Origin of the sequence: Nocardioides euryhalodurans (assembly GCF_004564375.1) — a bacterium.
GTDB classification, from domain to species: Bacteria; Actinomycetota; Actinomycetes; order Propionibacteriales; family Nocardioidaceae; genus Nocardioides; species Nocardioides euryhalodurans.
Genome location: NZ_CP038267.1, coordinates 3,001,607 through 3,015,938, shown reverse-complemented (window position 1 = coordinate 3,015,938; position 14,332 = coordinate 3,001,607). Strand labels below are relative to the sequence as shown.

Sequence of the window (14,332 nt, the reverse complement as noted above, 5' to 3'; positions counted from 1 at the left end):
TCGCCTCCTGACCGCCTACTTGACCTCGGCTCTCATCACGAACCCGAGCCCGACGGCCATCGGGATGAGGAGCCAGGTGACTCCGGTGACGGCGATGTGGGCCCACTGCTCACCCGTCAGGGACTGCTCGAACACGAACAGGCCGCTCTGGGCGAACTGGATGTCGACCCACGGCTGCAGGTCTGCGAACCACTGCTGGCTGGTCGCCAGCAGTCCGAAGACGGTGGGCAACAGGAACGTCAGGATGAAGTAGGCCACGATCGCTCCGGTCGAGGCACGGATCAGCACGCCGAGCATGAAGCCGACCATCAGGCTCAGCACCATCCCGAACACGTAGTACGCGCACTGCGTGATCGTCACGTCCCAGACCGGGGAGGTGCCGGTCACCGCTGCTCCGAGGAGGTTGCCGAGCGCGCCGACCGCGAAGGTCAGCACCATCGCGGCGACGGCGACGAGGACCGAGGAGACGGCCTTGGCGGTGATGATGCGGCTGCGGTGCGGGATGAGCGTGAACGTGGTGAGGCCGGTGCGTTGGCTCCACTCGCTGGTGACCGCGAGGATCGCGACCAGCGGCAGGATGATGACGACGGGGAACCGGATGGCAGTGGCGAACGTGGAGTAGGTCATCTCGCCGTCGGGGGCCCACAAGATGACGCCTACGGTCGCCAGGACGGCCGAGATGGCGATGCTCGCGACCAGCCAGAACCCGGAGCGGGTGTCGAGCATCTTGCGCAGCTCGACCTTGGTCACCCGGGCCAGCGGCACACGGTGGGGCACTGTGGCCGGTACGTGGACGTGGTCTGCTGTGATGGCGGTCATGCGATGGCCACGTCTCGCTGGGAGGTGGCGGTGAGCTCGAGGAACATGTCCTCCAAGCCGGCATCGGCGGCCCGGAGCTCGGTGAGGGCGACCCCGACCTCCAGCGCGACCTTCCCGACCAGGGCAGGGTCCACGTCGGTGCGCAACACGGCACCACCTCCGGCGCCGTTCTCGTCACCGTTCTCGTCGACGGTGGCGGTGATGCCCAGCTGTTCGAGCGCACGTTGGAGCACGGCGATGTCCGTGGCGCGGACGACCGTGCCGGCAGCGTGCAGCAGCTCGGTCTTGGTGCCTTGGGAGACGATGCGGCCGTTGCCGATCATCACGATGTCGTCGGCGATGACCTCGATCTCGTGCAGCAGGTGGGAGGAGAGCAGGACGGTGCCGCCGCGATCGGCGTAGCCACGGAGCAGGTCGCGCATCCAGCGGATGCCGGCAGGGTCCAGGCCGTTGGCAGGCTCGTCGAGGATGAGCACCTCAGGGTCGCCGATCAGGGCGGTGGCGATGCCGAGCCGCTGCCGCATCCCGAGTGAGTAGTTGCCGACCCGGCGGGACGCCTCGGCAGGGGTCAGGCTGACGACCTCCAGCATCTGGTCGACGCGCTGTCGTGGCAGGCCCATGAACTGCTGCGCGATGACCAGGATCTCGCGGCCTGTCCGGCCCGCGTGCTGTGCGGACGCGTCAAGGAGGACCCCGACCTCCAGGCCGGGGTTGGGCAGGTCGACGTAGTGGCGTCCGGAGATGGTGACGGTCCCCGAGCTGGCGCGGGTCAGGCCGACCATGACCCGCATCGTGGTCGACTTCCCGGCCCCGTTCGGGCCGAGGAATCCGGTCACCCGTCCCGGCCGGGCGGTGAAGGTGACGTCGTCGACCGCGGTGAAGTGGCCGTACTGCTTGGTGACGCCCTCGACGGCGATCATGGGCTGGTGTCCCGCCGGTGAGTTGTGCGGTGAGGGTTGGTCATGGCCGTGCACCTCGTTCTCTGGGTGGTGAGTCCGCGCTGGGTCCCACAACGGCCGGGTCCTCACCCGGCGACCGGCGGTGCGGCGGACGCCTGGCGCGGTCGGGGTGTGTCCCGGCCGGGAGGAGCCGGTGCAGCAGCAGCCCGGACAGGGCCGTGAAGGTCACCGCGCCGTAGAGGCCGAAGATGGTGAACTGCTCCTCGACGGTGATGCCGCCGAGAGTGGTGGCGGTCCAGCCGAGTGCCCACAGTGCGGGGAGGGCGAGCGCCCAGATCCAGCGGTGGGCCGCGCGGGCGGGCAGCGCGATGGCCTGCGCCGGACCGAGGACCAGGCCGGTGAGGACGCCCATCGCGGCCAGGTCAGCAAGCGTCGTGCCGTAGCCAACGGCCCATGCGCCCAGGAGCAACCCACCGCCCATCCCGACCGCGGTGCCGGGGATCCACCTGCGCGGGTCGAGTCGTCGACGGCTGGCCAGTGATTGACCGACTCCGAGGACGAGCCCGGCGACCGTCCCGCCCAGCAGTGCCGAGCCGGCGTCGTCGACGCGTCCCGCCACGGCGGTGCCGGCCAGCCCTGCGATCGGGAAGGCGAGGGCGCTGGCGAGCCACACCGACCACGTGCGAAGGAAGGCTGCTGGGAGGTTCGGTTCGGTCATGCTGCTCAGCTCCTCGAGGCGGCGGTACCTGGTGGCGGGGGGAGGAACTCGGCGTCACCCTCGACGTGCAGCTCAGGCAGCCAGTCCAGCCAGGAGGGCCCCGCCGGGGTCGAGGCACTCACGTGCTGCTCCCGGTTGCTACCGGGGCCGGGGGCTCGCTGACTGGTGTGTCCGGGAGACCGAGATCGCTGTCGGTGGCGTCATGGCCGTCGACGTCGATGGTGGGCAGCAGCCTGTCGAGCCAGCCGGGCAGCCACCAGTTCCGGTCGCCGAGGAGCTCCATGGTCGCCGGGACGAGCACCATCCGGACGATGGTGGCGTCGATGAGGACGGCGGCCGCAAGGCCGATGCCGAACATCTTGCCGTAGACGTCGACCCCGAGGGCGAAGGAGAGGAACACGGTGACCATGACCGCAGCGCCGGCAGTGATGACCCGAGCGGACTTGGCGAGACCGTCGGCGACGGCGAGTGCGTTGTCGCCGGTCCGGTCGTACTCCTCCTTGATCCGCGAGAGCAGGAAGACCTCGTAGTCCATGGACAACCCGAACAGGATGGCGAAGATCCCGATCGGCAGCAGGATCGGCACCGGGGTGGCCCCCGGGATCCCGACGAGCTCTCCCAGCCATCCGCCGCTGACCGCGACGGTGAGGACGCCGAAGGCGGCGGCGCTCGCGAGCAGGTTCATCAGCACCGCCTTGAGCGGGACCACTACTGAGCGGAAGACCATCATCAGCAGCAGGAACGACACCAGGAGCACGCCGCCGAAGAAGAGCAGTAGCCGGTCAGCGACCCCCCGGGTGATGTCGAGGTTCGCGGCGGCCATCCCGCCGACGTCGACGGTCAGGCCAGTGCCCGCGACGGCATCCGGGACGGCAGTGTCGCGCAGCACGTCGACCAGGTCCGAGGTGGCCTCGTCCTGCGGGGAGGTGGTGGCGACCACGCTGAGGACGGCGGTGTCGCCGTCGTCGTTGACGACGGCCGGGGAGACACGAGCGACGCCGTCGACCTCGGCCAACTGGTCGCCGACCGCGTCCGTGGCCGTGAGCAGCTCGCCGCCGGAGGCGCCCTGCACGGTGAGGACCAGCGGACCGGAGAAGCCGGGGCCGAACCCGTCGGCGAGCAGGGCGTAGGCCCTGCTGGTGGTGAAGGAAGGCGGGTCGTTCTGGGCGTCGGGGAACCCGAGCCGGAGTCCGAGGAACGGAGCGGCGAGCGTGAGCAGGACCGCGAGTCCACCGACCGCCGCGGCCCACGGGCGGCGTTGGACGAAGCGGCTCCACCGGTACCAGCGTGAGGTGTTGTAGGCGTGCGGGTTCTTGCCGAAGAACGGTACGTGCAGCCGCTCGATGTTGCGTCCCGTGAACCCCAGCAGCGCGGGCAGCAGCGTCACCGAGGCGGTCATGACCAGCAGCACGGCCAGCGACACGGTGAACGCGAACCCGTTCAGGGACGACAGGCCGACCAGCAGGATGCCGAGCATCGAGACGATGACGACGAGGCCGGCGAACACGGCAGCCCGCCCGGCGGTCGCGATCGCGCCCACGGTGGCCCTCCGTGGCTCGTGCCCCTCGGCGAGGTTGCTGCGGAACCGGGTGACGATGAGCAAGGCGTAGTCGATGCCGACCCCGAGGCCGACCATCGCCGCGGTGGGTGGGGCCCAGTCCGGGACGTCGACCACCCGGCGCAGGAGCTCGCCGAGTGCGATCGCGGTGCCGAGCCCGAACACGGCCGTGACTAGAGGCAGTCCCATCGCGACCGCGGACCCGAAGGTGAACAGCAAGATGACGGCGGCGGCGAGGAGCCCGATGCCTTCGGTGCCGAAGGGGGCCGTCTGGGACAGCGCAGCCACCGGGCCGCCGACCTCGACCTGGACGGTGTCGTCGCCGGCCTCGAGGATGGGCTCGACCAGTGCCTTGGCCTGATCGGGGGTGAAGTCGCTGTCGCGTTGGTCGAGGGCGACCTCGGCGTACGCCGTGGTGCCGTCCTGGGAGATCTGCTGGGCGCCGCCGTCCACGAACGGGCTGGCGACACCGACCACGTGGTCACTGTCGGCCACATCGGTGAAGATTGCCTCTGCGCGGGCTTGCGCCTGGGGTGAGGCGAAGCCGTCCTCGGAGTGGACGACGACCTGGATGGTGTCGCCGGCCCTCTGCGGAAAGTTGTTCTCGAGGGTGTCCGCGGCGGCTCTGGACTCCGAGCCGGGTTGCAGGTAGTCCTGCTTGAGCTCGCCGCCGAAGGTGTTGGCCAGGGCGAAGCCACCCACGAGGGCGGCGATCCAGGCGAGGACCACGAGACGACGGCGGCGGTAGCACCAGTCAGCGAGACGTACCAACATGTCGTTCTCCTCGGTGTCGGCCGTCCTGTGCGGGCGCCCGGGCATTGGCTCGGCGTGGGTAGACACCTGAGCGTGGAACTTCTGCGGTGGGGGCGGGCCCGCGTCGCGGGCATTCCCGAGGAGTGGATGACCGCTGGTGGCCCATAGGGCCGACGACGGCAGGCCGATGCCTGCGGGTGGCTAACCCCAGGAGCAGACGCGGTGGAGGCTCTGCCGGGCGAGCCAGACGGCCGTACCCGCGGCGAGGGGCATCCGGGTTGCACGGATTTTCGTCACGTTCGTGCCCCTCTCTGGTCTTGAAGCGGGGCGGCGATGACTTTCAGTGAACCACAGTCCGAGGGCGGTGGCGGCGTGCGAAGCCGACTATTTGCCGGCGGGCTCAAGGGCTGGGCCGCGCCCCGCTACGCGATCACGCCGGAACAGCTTCCCGCTTGCGACATCAACCAAAGGTCTCGCGTGCGATCCGGCAGTCGAGGGCCAGGACCGACCACCACTCGGAGGGTGGTCGACTTGCCGGTCCCATGCGGACCCAGAAATTCTTTGATGGGTCCAGGCTGGGCCACGATGCTCACGTCATCCACGGCCGTGACGTCGCCGTAGGCCTTGGTGACACCTCCGACGGTGATCATCGGGTGCTCACCTCGGCGGTGCTGGGCGAGGACTTGAAGCCCTTGACGATCAGATAGATGCCGAGGCCGAGCTCCCACACGAACTCGGGAGCGGCGGAGAGCATCTGCCACGTCCCGTCGAGCTCGATGTACCCCAGCATCGCGGCAGATCCGGACAAGATGATCAGAGGGCCGCCGATGAGACCGAACATCGCCAGTCGCCGAGGTACCAGACCCGTTCGGTACATGATGTAGCCGAGGATGCAGCCGTTCCCGACGCCGACGACGAACGACGGGCCGAGGCCAAAGGTCCACTCCTGCATGGCGAGGAACGCGTCGCCGACGACGGCCAGGCCGGCCGCGGACTGCTCGCCTGCTGCTGCGTAGTCCTGTCTGAGGGTGACCACGGTGAGGACCGCCAGGATGCCGACCGCGATGAACACGCTCTCCATGACGCGGGCAGCCACGAAGCTGAGGGCCAGGTTCGGGTGCCGCTTCTTGATGACGGTGTAGATGACGGTGGCGGTGCCGATGTTGGCGATGATGAGGATGGCCTCGGAGAAGGCCCCCCACAGGACGCGGGTGTCCTGCCCGGGTCCGGTGATGTAGTTCCCGTCGAACAGGGGTGGGTAGAACCAGATCTTGGCCGCGATGGACGTGACGTAGGTCAGGACGAACAGCCAGCCGACGATGGTGGCGGCACGTCGGGTCGGGTCGGTTGCCGTCCGGGAACGGGCGACGGTCTGCACTGTGGTGGTCATCTGGGACTCCTGGGTTGGTGGGTGAGATGGGCGGTCGGAACGGGCGAGGGACGTCTCAGGAGTGCGGGCCAGGTTCGGCTCGGGTGACTGAGAGGAGTGGAAGCCCGAGGTCGCGGAGCTTGTGCAGCAGGCCGTGGAGCGCCGCCTGGTCGGTGACGTGTCCGCGGAGGACGGTGGTGCCGTCTTCCTGCGAGAGGGTCAGGTCGTCGAACCAGGCCGACCAGCGCTCGTCGAGCCGGCCCTGGATGCGGATCTCGTACCAGTGGCCGTGCTGCTCGTGCGAGGTGCTGCTCATGCCGCGAACATAGGAACGGCGCTGATGAGCTCGCGTCATCACAGGTGATGAGAGTGCTGATGAACTTTCCGACTGCGCCCTCAGCGGACGGGACGCACGGTCACAGGTGCAGCTGGTGCCCGCGGCGGACGGCGGCGCGGCGGTTGTTGACGCCGAGCTTGGCGTAGATGTGTTGGGTGTGGGTCCGGACCGTCGGCAGGGACACGTTGAGGTGGCGGGCGATGGCGGGTCCGTCGAGATCTGACCCGAGCAGGCGAAGGACGTCGAGCTCGCGGCTGCTCAACGACACGACGAGGGGCGCTCCTGGCTCCGCGGCCGGCTCCACCGCGGGCGCGTGCGTTTCTGACGCCGTCAGGGTCCGAGCGGGAACCGGGGCGCCTGCCGCGGCTGGGAGCGGCGTTGCGTCGGGTAGCCGCCGCAGGAGGTCCTGCACCCGGGGTGGCGCATCGAGGAGCGGTCGCAGCCAGTGTCGTGGCCGAAGCAGGTCCACCACGCGCCCGAGCTGGTGGAGTGCCCCATCGTGTCCGCCGGCGATGTCGCGGGCGGCGACCAGCAAGAGGTCGGTCTCGACCACTGCGGCAGTGCGCCCGGCCTCGGCAGCCGCTCCGTGGAGGCGGGTCAGCAGCTCCACCGCCTGTCCCAGCTTCGCCGGGTCTCCGGTCGCCTCGTGGTCGGCCAACAGCAGCCGGGCCAGCGTGATGTGCTCGCACTCCCGCAGGTAGGTCAGCTCATCAGCCGCCGTGACCCCTGCGGCTGTCGCCCAGCCGTAGGCGGCGTCGAGGTCGCCGGCCCTGATGTGCACGCCGGCGCGTACCGCGGGGACGGGGCGAACGTTGGGCGAGAAGTCGCTGTTGAACAAGCGGTCGGCCTCGGTGAGCAGCGCGTCGGCGGCCGCCAGGTCACCCTGGCTCTCGCGGACGAGGGCCAGCGCGACCCGCCACCGGTACGGCTGCTGTGCCAGGCCTGCTGCCTCGCCCAGGTCACCGGCCCGCTGCAGGTGCTGGGCGGTCGCTTCGACGTCACCCTGCTCCCACGTCACGCGGGCCATCGCCACCCACATGTCTGCCGTCCCGCGCACCACCGCACCGGTCCTCGGCGAGGCCTCGTCCGCAGTGTCGACAAGGGCGAGCGCCCGGTGCACCGCGTCCCGGGCGGCGTCGAGGTCGCCGTGCAACAGCTCCAGCTCGACCACCGTGATCGTGCAGGCCAGAGCATCCGAGACGTGGCCCGTCGCCGCAAGCCCTCGCGTCGCAGCCAGGTATCCATCGAGTGCTGCGCTGAGGTTCCCGGACGTCCAGGACGCCAGACCCTTCAACGCCGCGGCAGACGCGCGTGTCAGCTCATCACCCGCCGTGGCCCGGGACATCGCCTCCTCAGCGTGTGCGAGGGTCCCTGCCACGTCCCCACCCACCAGCGCGAGGCCGGCCCGCTGCGTCGCCACCACGGCAGGCAGCCGCTGCCACTCGGCCTGGTCCCGAACCACCGGTGCCTCGGCTGCTGCCAGGCTGGCCTCGATGGCATCGAGCCTGCCGCTGACTTCGTCGAAGATGTTGCTCGCCATCAGGGCGCCGACGAAGGTGCTCCCCAGCACCGGCCGGCGTGCCACCACCTCCGGCGGCACCATCGACACCCAGCTGCGCAGCACCCCCTCCGCCCGCCGACGGCGCAGCTCCGGTGCGGCCACCTCGATGAGGTCCGCGGCCCGGTCCACGTCATCGGCGGCGAAGGCATGCCGCACAGCTGCCTCCACGTCCCCGACCTCGTCGTACCAGACGCTCGCCCGGCTGTGGAGTACCGGGATGTCGTCAGGGCGTTCGGCCCGCAGCCGTGACCGCAGGACGTCGGCGAACAGGTGGTGGTAGCGGTACCAGCGGCGGTGGTCGTCCAGGGGGACCAACAGCAGGTTGCGGCGCTCCAGCAGCTCCAGCACCGCAGTGCCCGGCATGTCGGCGACCGGGCCGGTCACCGCGTCACACAGCGGGCCATGCAGGCGTGCCAGCACGGAGGTGTCCAGCAGGAACCGGCGCAGCTGAGGAGGTTGCTGGTCGAGCACCTCGTCGGCCAGGTAGTCCACGACGTACCGGCCGTCGCCTGCGAACGATGCGATGAACGCGGGCGGGTCGTCACGGTTCCGCAGCGACAGGGCGGCCAGCTGCAGGGCTGCTGCCCATCCTTCGGTCCGCGACTCCAACGCGACCACGTCCGCCATGGTGAGACCGAGGTCGTGGACCACGTTGAGGTAGCTGTCTGCCTCCTCGGTGGTGAAGCGCAGGTCGGCAGCACGGACCTCGACCAAGTCGCCGCGAGCACGAAGCCGCGACAACGGCAGAGCCGGGTCGGCCCGGGTGCCGAGGACCAGGTGCAGCTGCGGTGGCCGGTGTTCCAACAACAAGGTCACGCCGTCGCTCACCTCGGGGCCGTCGGCGAGGTGGTAGTCGTCCAGGACCAGGGTCAGGTCCACAGGACGTACGCTGAGCTCGTTCACCAGGGCCGCCACGACGTCCTCGAACGACCCGTGGCCCGTCTCGAGGAGTGCCAAGGCGGTGGTCGCGCACCCGGGGCTCGCTCCCTCGAGGGCATGCAGGACGTAGGCCCAGAAGCGGGCGGCGTCGCTGTCGCGGGCATCCAGCGACACCCAGGCCACCCGAGGCTCGCGTGTCAGTGCGGAGGCGAGCAGGGTCGTCTTCCCGAAGCCCGCCGGTGCCGACACCAGGACCACGGCAGCGTCCCGGGCACGCACCAGAACCTCGGTCAGCCGCGCCCGGTCCACCAGTCCCGGCCGGGGGTGCGGCTGAGCCAGCTTGGTCCGCACCAGGGCGTCGACCATCGGCGCTCCCTCCCAGCGGCGACTCTTCTCCGAAAGCGTAGGGGAGCAGCAGCTGCACAGCCTGCCCGCTTCGGGTCAGGACCTGTCCGATCAGCCCCTGTCGCAGAGCGGCGTCGCGGGTTCATGCTGGAACCGACGACCGGTCGGCGACGGCGAACGACACGTCCACCACTGTCGGGTCGGGAACACCTCAGTGCTCGGGCGAACTTCACGGAGTGCCACTGTGTCCGGCTCCCAGTCACCCAGCGAAGGCCACACCGCCCTCGATGCCCCACATGCGCCACCACCTGTGGGGTGGGGGTTCATCGCCCTGTACGCCGCCTCCTACACCGGGGGGTCGCTGCTCTTCCTCGCCCCGCTCCTGGTGTCGCTGGCGTTGAAGGTGAACGACCTCGTCGGCATCGGCGCCGCACCCGGGAACCTGGCCATGGTCACCGGCATCGGGTCGCTGCTCGCCATCGTGGCCAACCCACTGTTCGGACGCCTCAGTGACCGAACCACCGCCAGGTGGGGGATGCGACGGCCCTGGATGGTCACCGGGGTCGCGGCTGGAGCCTTGGGAACGATGGTGGTCGCGACTGCACCGAACATCACCGTCGTCCTGGTCGGTTGGTGCATCTGCCAGGTCTTCTTCAACGCCACCCTCGCCGCGCAGGCCGCCGTCCTGGCCGATCAGGTCCCCACCCAGCAGCGCGGCGCCGTCTCCGGCCTCCTGGGTCTCGCCGTCCCCGCCGCATCCGTCGCCGGCACCTACCTGGTCCAGAGGTTCGACTACTCGACCGTGCTCATGTTCGCGGTGCCGTGCGCCGTCGGCGGGGCAGCCGTGCTGCTGTTCGTGTGGCGCCTCCCCGACCGGCGGCTCGCCGCCGAGGACAAACCGCCGTGGTCGCTGCGAGAGCTGGCGGGCACCTTCTTCGTGAGCCCGCGCCGCAACCCGGACTTCGCGTGGGCATTCCTTTCCCGCTTCCTGCTGGTCATGGCTTACGCGTTCCTCGTCACCTTCCAGGCGTTCTTCCTGATCGCGCAGGTCGGCAGCAGCGAGGACGCCGTGCCGCGGCAGGTGTACCTCGGCACGGTCGTCCAATCGGTCGCCCTGGTCCTCGTCGCGCCCGTCGCCGGACGCCTGTCCGACCGGCTGGGACGTCGCAAGGTGTTCGTCATGGTCGCGGCCGTCATCTATGCCAGCGCGCTCTTCGTCATCGCCGGCGCCGACTCCTTCGACGGATACCTGGTCGGGATGGCCATCGGTGGAGTCGGATTCGGCATGTACATGGCCGTCGACCTCGCCCTCGTCGTCGACGTCCTCTCCGACCCCCGGACGGCGGCCAAGGACCTTGGCGTCCTCAACATCGCCGGCGCCCTGCCCTTTGCTCTCGCGCCCGCCCTGGCACCCGGACTCTTGGCGCTCGGGGACGGTAGCTACGCCATCCTGTACGCCGTTGCCGGAGCCTGCGCGCTGGCCGGCGCTGCTTCGATCGCTCCCGTCAGGGGCGTTCGCTAGAGCGTGGGACTCAAGAGCGCACGGACCTCTCGGCCGGCCCCGGCGACGAGCCGCAGCCGCGTCTTCCCGACGCCTCCCATTCCCGTAGACGTGACCAGCCCGTTGCTCCCGACCGCAGCAGTCAGCCGGGCCAGATCTGCGTCGGCGCTACTTGTCCGGGGCCGATGTCTACAAGCCCTGGCGAACCGCGGGGATGTCACCCCGGAAGTGGTGGCGATGTTCGCCCGGGGTCGTGTCGAGCCGCCGCCGGAAGGTTCGGTTCATGGTCTCGGGTGTTCCGAAGCCACACGTCTTGGCGATCTGTTCGATGGTCCTGTTGGTGGTCTCCAGCAGCCGGCATGCGGAATCGAGCCGGACGGCTTCGACGTGGTCTGCAGCGGTGGCACCCACCTCGGCCTTGAAGACTCGGGTGAAATGTCGTTCGGAGAGGTTGAGCTGTCGGGCGAGTGCTGCCACGGAGAGGTCGTCGGCGAGGTGGTCGCGCAGCCAGGACAGCAAGTCCCGCACCGGCTCGGTGTCGGCGGTCTGCCCGGCCAGGAGGGCGGAGAACTGTGCCTGGCCACCCGAGCGCTGCAGGTAGACGACCAGCTGACGCGCGATCGTGGCGGCGGCCTGGTGCCCGTGGTCGTCGGCGACGAGAGCGAGCGCGAGGTCGATGCCGGCGGTGACGCCGGCAGAGGTCCACACGTTGCCGTCGTGAACGTAGATTGCGTCGGGGTCGACCGTGACACCTGCGTACGTGTCGTCGAGCAGCCCGCACTCTGCCCAGTGGGTGGTTGCTCGGCGCCCCTCCAGCAGTCCCGCTGCCGCGAGCAAGAACGCGCCTGAACAGACCGAGGTCACCCGGCGCGCCTCCGCGGCGAGGCGCCCCACTTCGTCGCGCAGGTTGGTGTCGGCGACTGCCGCGTCCATGTCGGCGCCACCGGCCACCAGCAGCGTGTCGACGGGCCCGGTCACTTCGGTGATCGGAGCCGAGGCGAACTCCAGCCCGCAGCTGGCTCGGACCGGGCCGCCCAGGGCGGACACGACGTGGGTGCGGTACTGGACTACGGGCAGGAAGCGGCTGGCGCTGGAGAAGACCTCGAGCGGCCCGGTGACGTCGAGGATCTGGGCCGTGTCGAAGGTCACGATGACCACGCCACGCTCAACGGGCACGCCGGGAGTCGGCTCGTTCGAGCGCGGCTTCGTCGATCCAGTCATCGGGAGTCCATGCGTCGAAGGTACGCCGGCGATGCGGAGGCCGACATCGTCAACAACGTGTCCTTGCGGGTGGCACGCCGCGGGCACACGCTGAAAGCATGTTGGTCGCCTACCTGCTCTACCCCCGGTTCACCGCCCTCGACGTGGTGGGACCCTTCCAGGTCCTTGCTGCCGCTCCGGGCATGCAGAGCGTGTTCGTGGCGGCCGAGGCCGGCACCGTCCTCGACGACACGGGGTTGTGTGCGCTCCAGGCGGGCACGAGCCTCGGTGGCGTCGCCTCGGCCGATGTGGTGCTCATACCTGGCAGCGACTGCTTGTGCGACCCGGACCCCGCCCTCGTCGAGTGGCTCCGTCTCGTGCACCCGGCGACGACCTGGACTCTCAGCGTCGGCACCGGATCCAGCTACCTCGCCGCCGCGGGTGCTCTCGAGGGTGCCGCGGCCGCCACCCACTGGGCCTCGGCACAGCGTCTGACCGATGTGGGCGTCACCTACAGCCAAGAGCGGGTCGTCCGGGCCGGAAAGGTGCTGACCTCGGCCGGCGCCTCAGCCGGGATCGACCTGGCGCTGACCTTGTTGGGCCTCAGCCACGGTCCGGACGTCGCGCAGGCGGTGCAGCTGGCCCTCGAGTACGACCCTCAACCCCCGTACGACGCCGGCTCCCCGGCGAAGGCGCCCGCTGAGATCGGCGAGCTCGTGAGTTCCTACTACGCGCAAAGGTGCAGCTGATGTCGCCGTCCGAGAACCTTCTGTCCAGCACGACCTCACCGCTCTTGCCCCACCAACCACCCCCGTCCGGTCGTCCCGCCTCCGGCGGTCGTCCCCGGACGGTCGAGGTGGTCGCCGGTGTCGGCTTCGTGGCCACCTGGCTCGTGCTCGGGTTCGTGCTGGGTCTCGGGTTCGTTGGTGTCGTGCTGCTGGGGGTGCTGCTCTGGGCAGCCTTCCAGACGCTGGTTCGGCGCCGGCCCCTGCGAGTGCTGCTCACCGCTGACACGGCCGGGTTCGCCCGCGGCTGGGCGGGTAAGGTGCTGGTCGCCACGGTCCTGCTCGTCATCCCCGCAACCATGGTGCTGCTCTCGCTGGTCGGCGGCAGGTACGGCCGGTACGAGGACGACAGCTGGAAGGCACTCCTCATGCTCGGCGTCCTGGCCGGGGGCTACCTCGTCTCGCGTCGCCTTGTCCTCACCGTGCTCGCCGCGGCCGCGACTGTCGCGGTCGTGTCCTGGTTGTTGTCCCCGGACCTGGCCACCGCCCGCAACGGCGACCCCGTGGTCCTCGCCCACCTGGACCAGCAAACCGACTGGGGCATGCTGGCCGGCTACCACGACGTGGCGGTCGCCGAGGTCGACCTCGACGCGGACCGACCCGTCCGGCTGGCCGGCATCGGCGCCGACGACACCACTCCGATGGAGGTCGGGTCGATGACCAAGGCGATGACCGGCCTGGTGATCGCGGACGCCGTAAACCGCGGCGAGATCCGCATGGATGCCCAGGTGGCCACCTACCTTCCGCAGCTGAAGGGTTCACCGGCCGGCACCGTGTCGATGCACGAACTCGTCACCCACACTTCCGGGTACGCCGAGTTCGGCACCGCCACCCTGCGCCGCGCCGCCTGGAAAGCGCCGCTCGGTCAGAACTTCTTCACCTCCGACAGCGCGGAGATGACCGAGGACACCCGGGCACAGACGCTGAGTGGCCGTGGCGACTACGCGTACTCCACCCTGGGCTCGGCCATCGCCGGCCAGGCCGTCGCGGCCGCAGCCCAGATGAGCTACCCGGACTTGATGCGCACCCGGCTGTTCGAACCGCTGGGCATGTCCCGCACCGCCATCGAGGTCGACCGCGAGCTCGTGGCCGGTGGACGGTCGCGGACCGGTCTCCCGGTGCAGCCATGGGTCATGGATGCCTACGCGCCCGGCGCCGCCGCCGTGTCCACCACCGGCGACCTCGCGAAGCTCGCCACCGCGCTCCTCGACGGAACCGCACCCGGCATGATCGCCCTGGAGCCCACGACCGCCACCGACCAGTCGAACAGACGCATCGGTCACTTCTGGTGGATCTCCACGTGGGATACCGGTCAGACCATCACCTCGCACGCCGGGCAGACCGGCGGCTACGCCTCCTACCTCGGCCTCGACCGTTCCCGGGGCGAGGCCGTCATCGTCCTGTCCGACGTCGCGAACGACGCCAGCGGCCTGGGCGACCAGCTTCTCGCCCACCGCAAGTAGAACTCCAGTTCTGCCCGCAACCGATCCATGTCAGCAGTGGGTCCAGCGAAGGGGTATCCCAATGGCTCCGCGGGGAGGACAGTGTTGTCGAGCGGCACCTTCGGGGAGACGGGTTGCCGTATCAGTCTGGAGCGCGCCGCTTGGT

General features: G+C 69.9%; 11 protein-coding genes. 3 read left to right on the top strand and 8 right to left on the bottom strand.

The features are described 5' to 3' along the window. Positions 1-15: 15 nt before the first annotated feature. From EXE57_RS14455 to EXE57_RS14425, 7 genes are all read right to left on the bottom strand, one after another. Entirely contained in the window at positions 16-819 is an 804-nt protein-coding gene (locus EXE57_RS14455; RefSeq protein WP_135078651.1) for an ABC transporter permease, read from the bottom strand. Then, a complete protein-coding gene (locus tag EXE57_RS14450) occupies positions 816-1,739 on the bottom strand; it encodes an ABC transporter ATP-binding protein (protein ID WP_135078649.1) in 924 nt (307 codons plus the stop codon). Before EXE57_RS14450 ends, EXE57_RS14455 begins: the two co-directional genes overlap by 4 nt. 40 nt (positions 1,740-1,779) lie before the next feature. Continuing rightward, the gene (locus EXE57_RS14445; RefSeq protein ID WP_135078646.1) at positions 1,780-2,436 is read right to left on the bottom strand and encodes a hypothetical protein; all 657 of its coding nucleotides are present in this window, start codon (positions 2,434-2,436) and stop codon (positions 1,780-1,782) included. Between the two features lie 118 nt (positions 2,437-2,554). Further along, positions 2,555-4,768, bottom strand: coding sequence for an MMPL family transporter (locus EXE57_RS14440; RefSeq protein WP_167305922.1), 2,214 nt, complete (start codon positions 4,766-4,768; stop codon positions 2,555-2,557). Positions 4,769-5,393: 625 nt separating this feature from the next. Further along, on the bottom strand, positions 5,394-6,137 hold the full coding sequence (locus EXE57_RS14435; protein WP_135078642.1) for a DUF4386 domain-containing protein: 744 nt from the start codon (positions 6,135-6,137) through the stop codon (positions 5,394-5,396). A 55-nt stretch (positions 6,138-6,192) separates the two neighbouring features. Further along, entirely contained in the window at positions 6,193-6,432 is a 240-nt protein-coding gene (locus tag EXE57_RS14430) for a hypothetical protein (protein ID WP_135078639.1), read from the bottom strand. Positions 6,433-6,532: 100 nt separating this feature from the next. Then, positions 6,533-9,259, bottom strand: coding sequence for a winged helix-turn-helix domain-containing protein (locus EXE57_RS14425; protein WP_135078636.1), 2,727 nt, complete (start codon positions 9,257-9,259; stop codon positions 6,533-6,535). 289 nt (positions 9,260-9,548) lie between these two features. Between EXE57_RS14425 and EXE57_RS14420 the strand changes: the two genes are divergently transcribed. After that, entirely contained in the window at positions 9,549-10,760 is a 1,212-nt protein-coding gene (locus EXE57_RS14420) for an MFS transporter (protein WP_208542864.1), read from the top strand. Positions 10,761-10,928: 168 nt separating this feature from the next. On the opposite strand, the gene EXE57_RS14415 is transcribed toward EXE57_RS14420, so the two are convergent. Next, complete coding sequence (locus EXE57_RS14415; RefSeq protein ID WP_208542863.1) at positions 10,929-11,888, bottom strand: GlxA family transcriptional regulator; 960 nt, start codon at positions 11,886-11,888, stop codon at positions 10,929-10,931. Positions 11,889-12,058: 170 nt separating this feature from the next. On the opposite strand from EXE57_RS14415, the gene EXE57_RS14410 reads away from it, so the two are divergent. Continuing rightward, positions 12,059-12,688, top strand: coding sequence for a DJ-1/PfpI family protein (locus EXE57_RS14410; RefSeq protein ID WP_135078630.1), 630 nt, complete (start codon positions 12,059-12,061; stop codon positions 12,686-12,688). Then, positions 12,688-14,187, top strand: coding sequence for a serine hydrolase domain-containing protein (locus EXE57_RS14405; protein ID WP_135078627.1), 1,500 nt, complete (start codon positions 12,688-12,690; stop codon positions 14,185-14,187). Before EXE57_RS14410 ends, EXE57_RS14405 begins: the two co-directional genes overlap by 1 nt. The last annotated feature ends 145 nt before the right edge of the window (positions 14,188-14,332 follow it).

Excerpts from the sequence above, each read along its gene's own strand:
- EXE57_RS14455 (WP_135078651.1), bottom strand. The coding sequence starts at position 819 with ATGACCGCCATCACAGCAGACCACGTCCACGTACCGGCCACAGTGCCC.
- EXE57_RS14450 (WP_135078649.1), bottom strand. The coding sequence starts at position 1,739 with ATGATCGCCGTCGAGGGCGTCACCAAGCAGTACGGCCACTTCACCGCG.
- EXE57_RS14445 (WP_135078646.1), bottom strand. The coding sequence starts at position 2,436 with ATGACCGAACCGAACCTCCCAGCAGCCTTCCTTCGCACGTGGTCGGTG.
- EXE57_RS14440 (WP_167305922.1), bottom strand. The coding sequence starts at position 4,768 with ATGTTGGTACGTCTCGCTGACTGGTGCTACCGCCGCCGTCGTCTCGTG.
- EXE57_RS14435 (WP_135078642.1), bottom strand. The coding sequence starts at position 6,137 with ATGACCACCACAGTGCAGACCGTCGCCCGTTCCCGGACGGCAACCGAC.
- EXE57_RS14430 (WP_135078639.1), bottom strand. The coding sequence starts at position 6,432 with ATGAGCAGCACCTCGCACGAGCAGCACGGCCACTGGTACGAGATCCGC.
- EXE57_RS14425 (WP_135078636.1), bottom strand. The coding sequence starts at position 9,259 with ATGGTCGACGCCCTGGTGCGGACCAAGCTGGCTCAGCCGCACCCCCGG.
- EXE57_RS14410 (WP_135078630.1), top strand. The coding sequence starts at position 12,059 with ATGTTGGTCGCCTACCTGCTCTACCCCCGGTTCACCGCCCTCGACGTG.
- EXE57_RS14405 (WP_135078627.1), top strand. The coding sequence starts at position 12,688 with ATGTCGCCGTCCGAGAACCTTCTGTCCAGCACGACCTCACCGCTCTTG.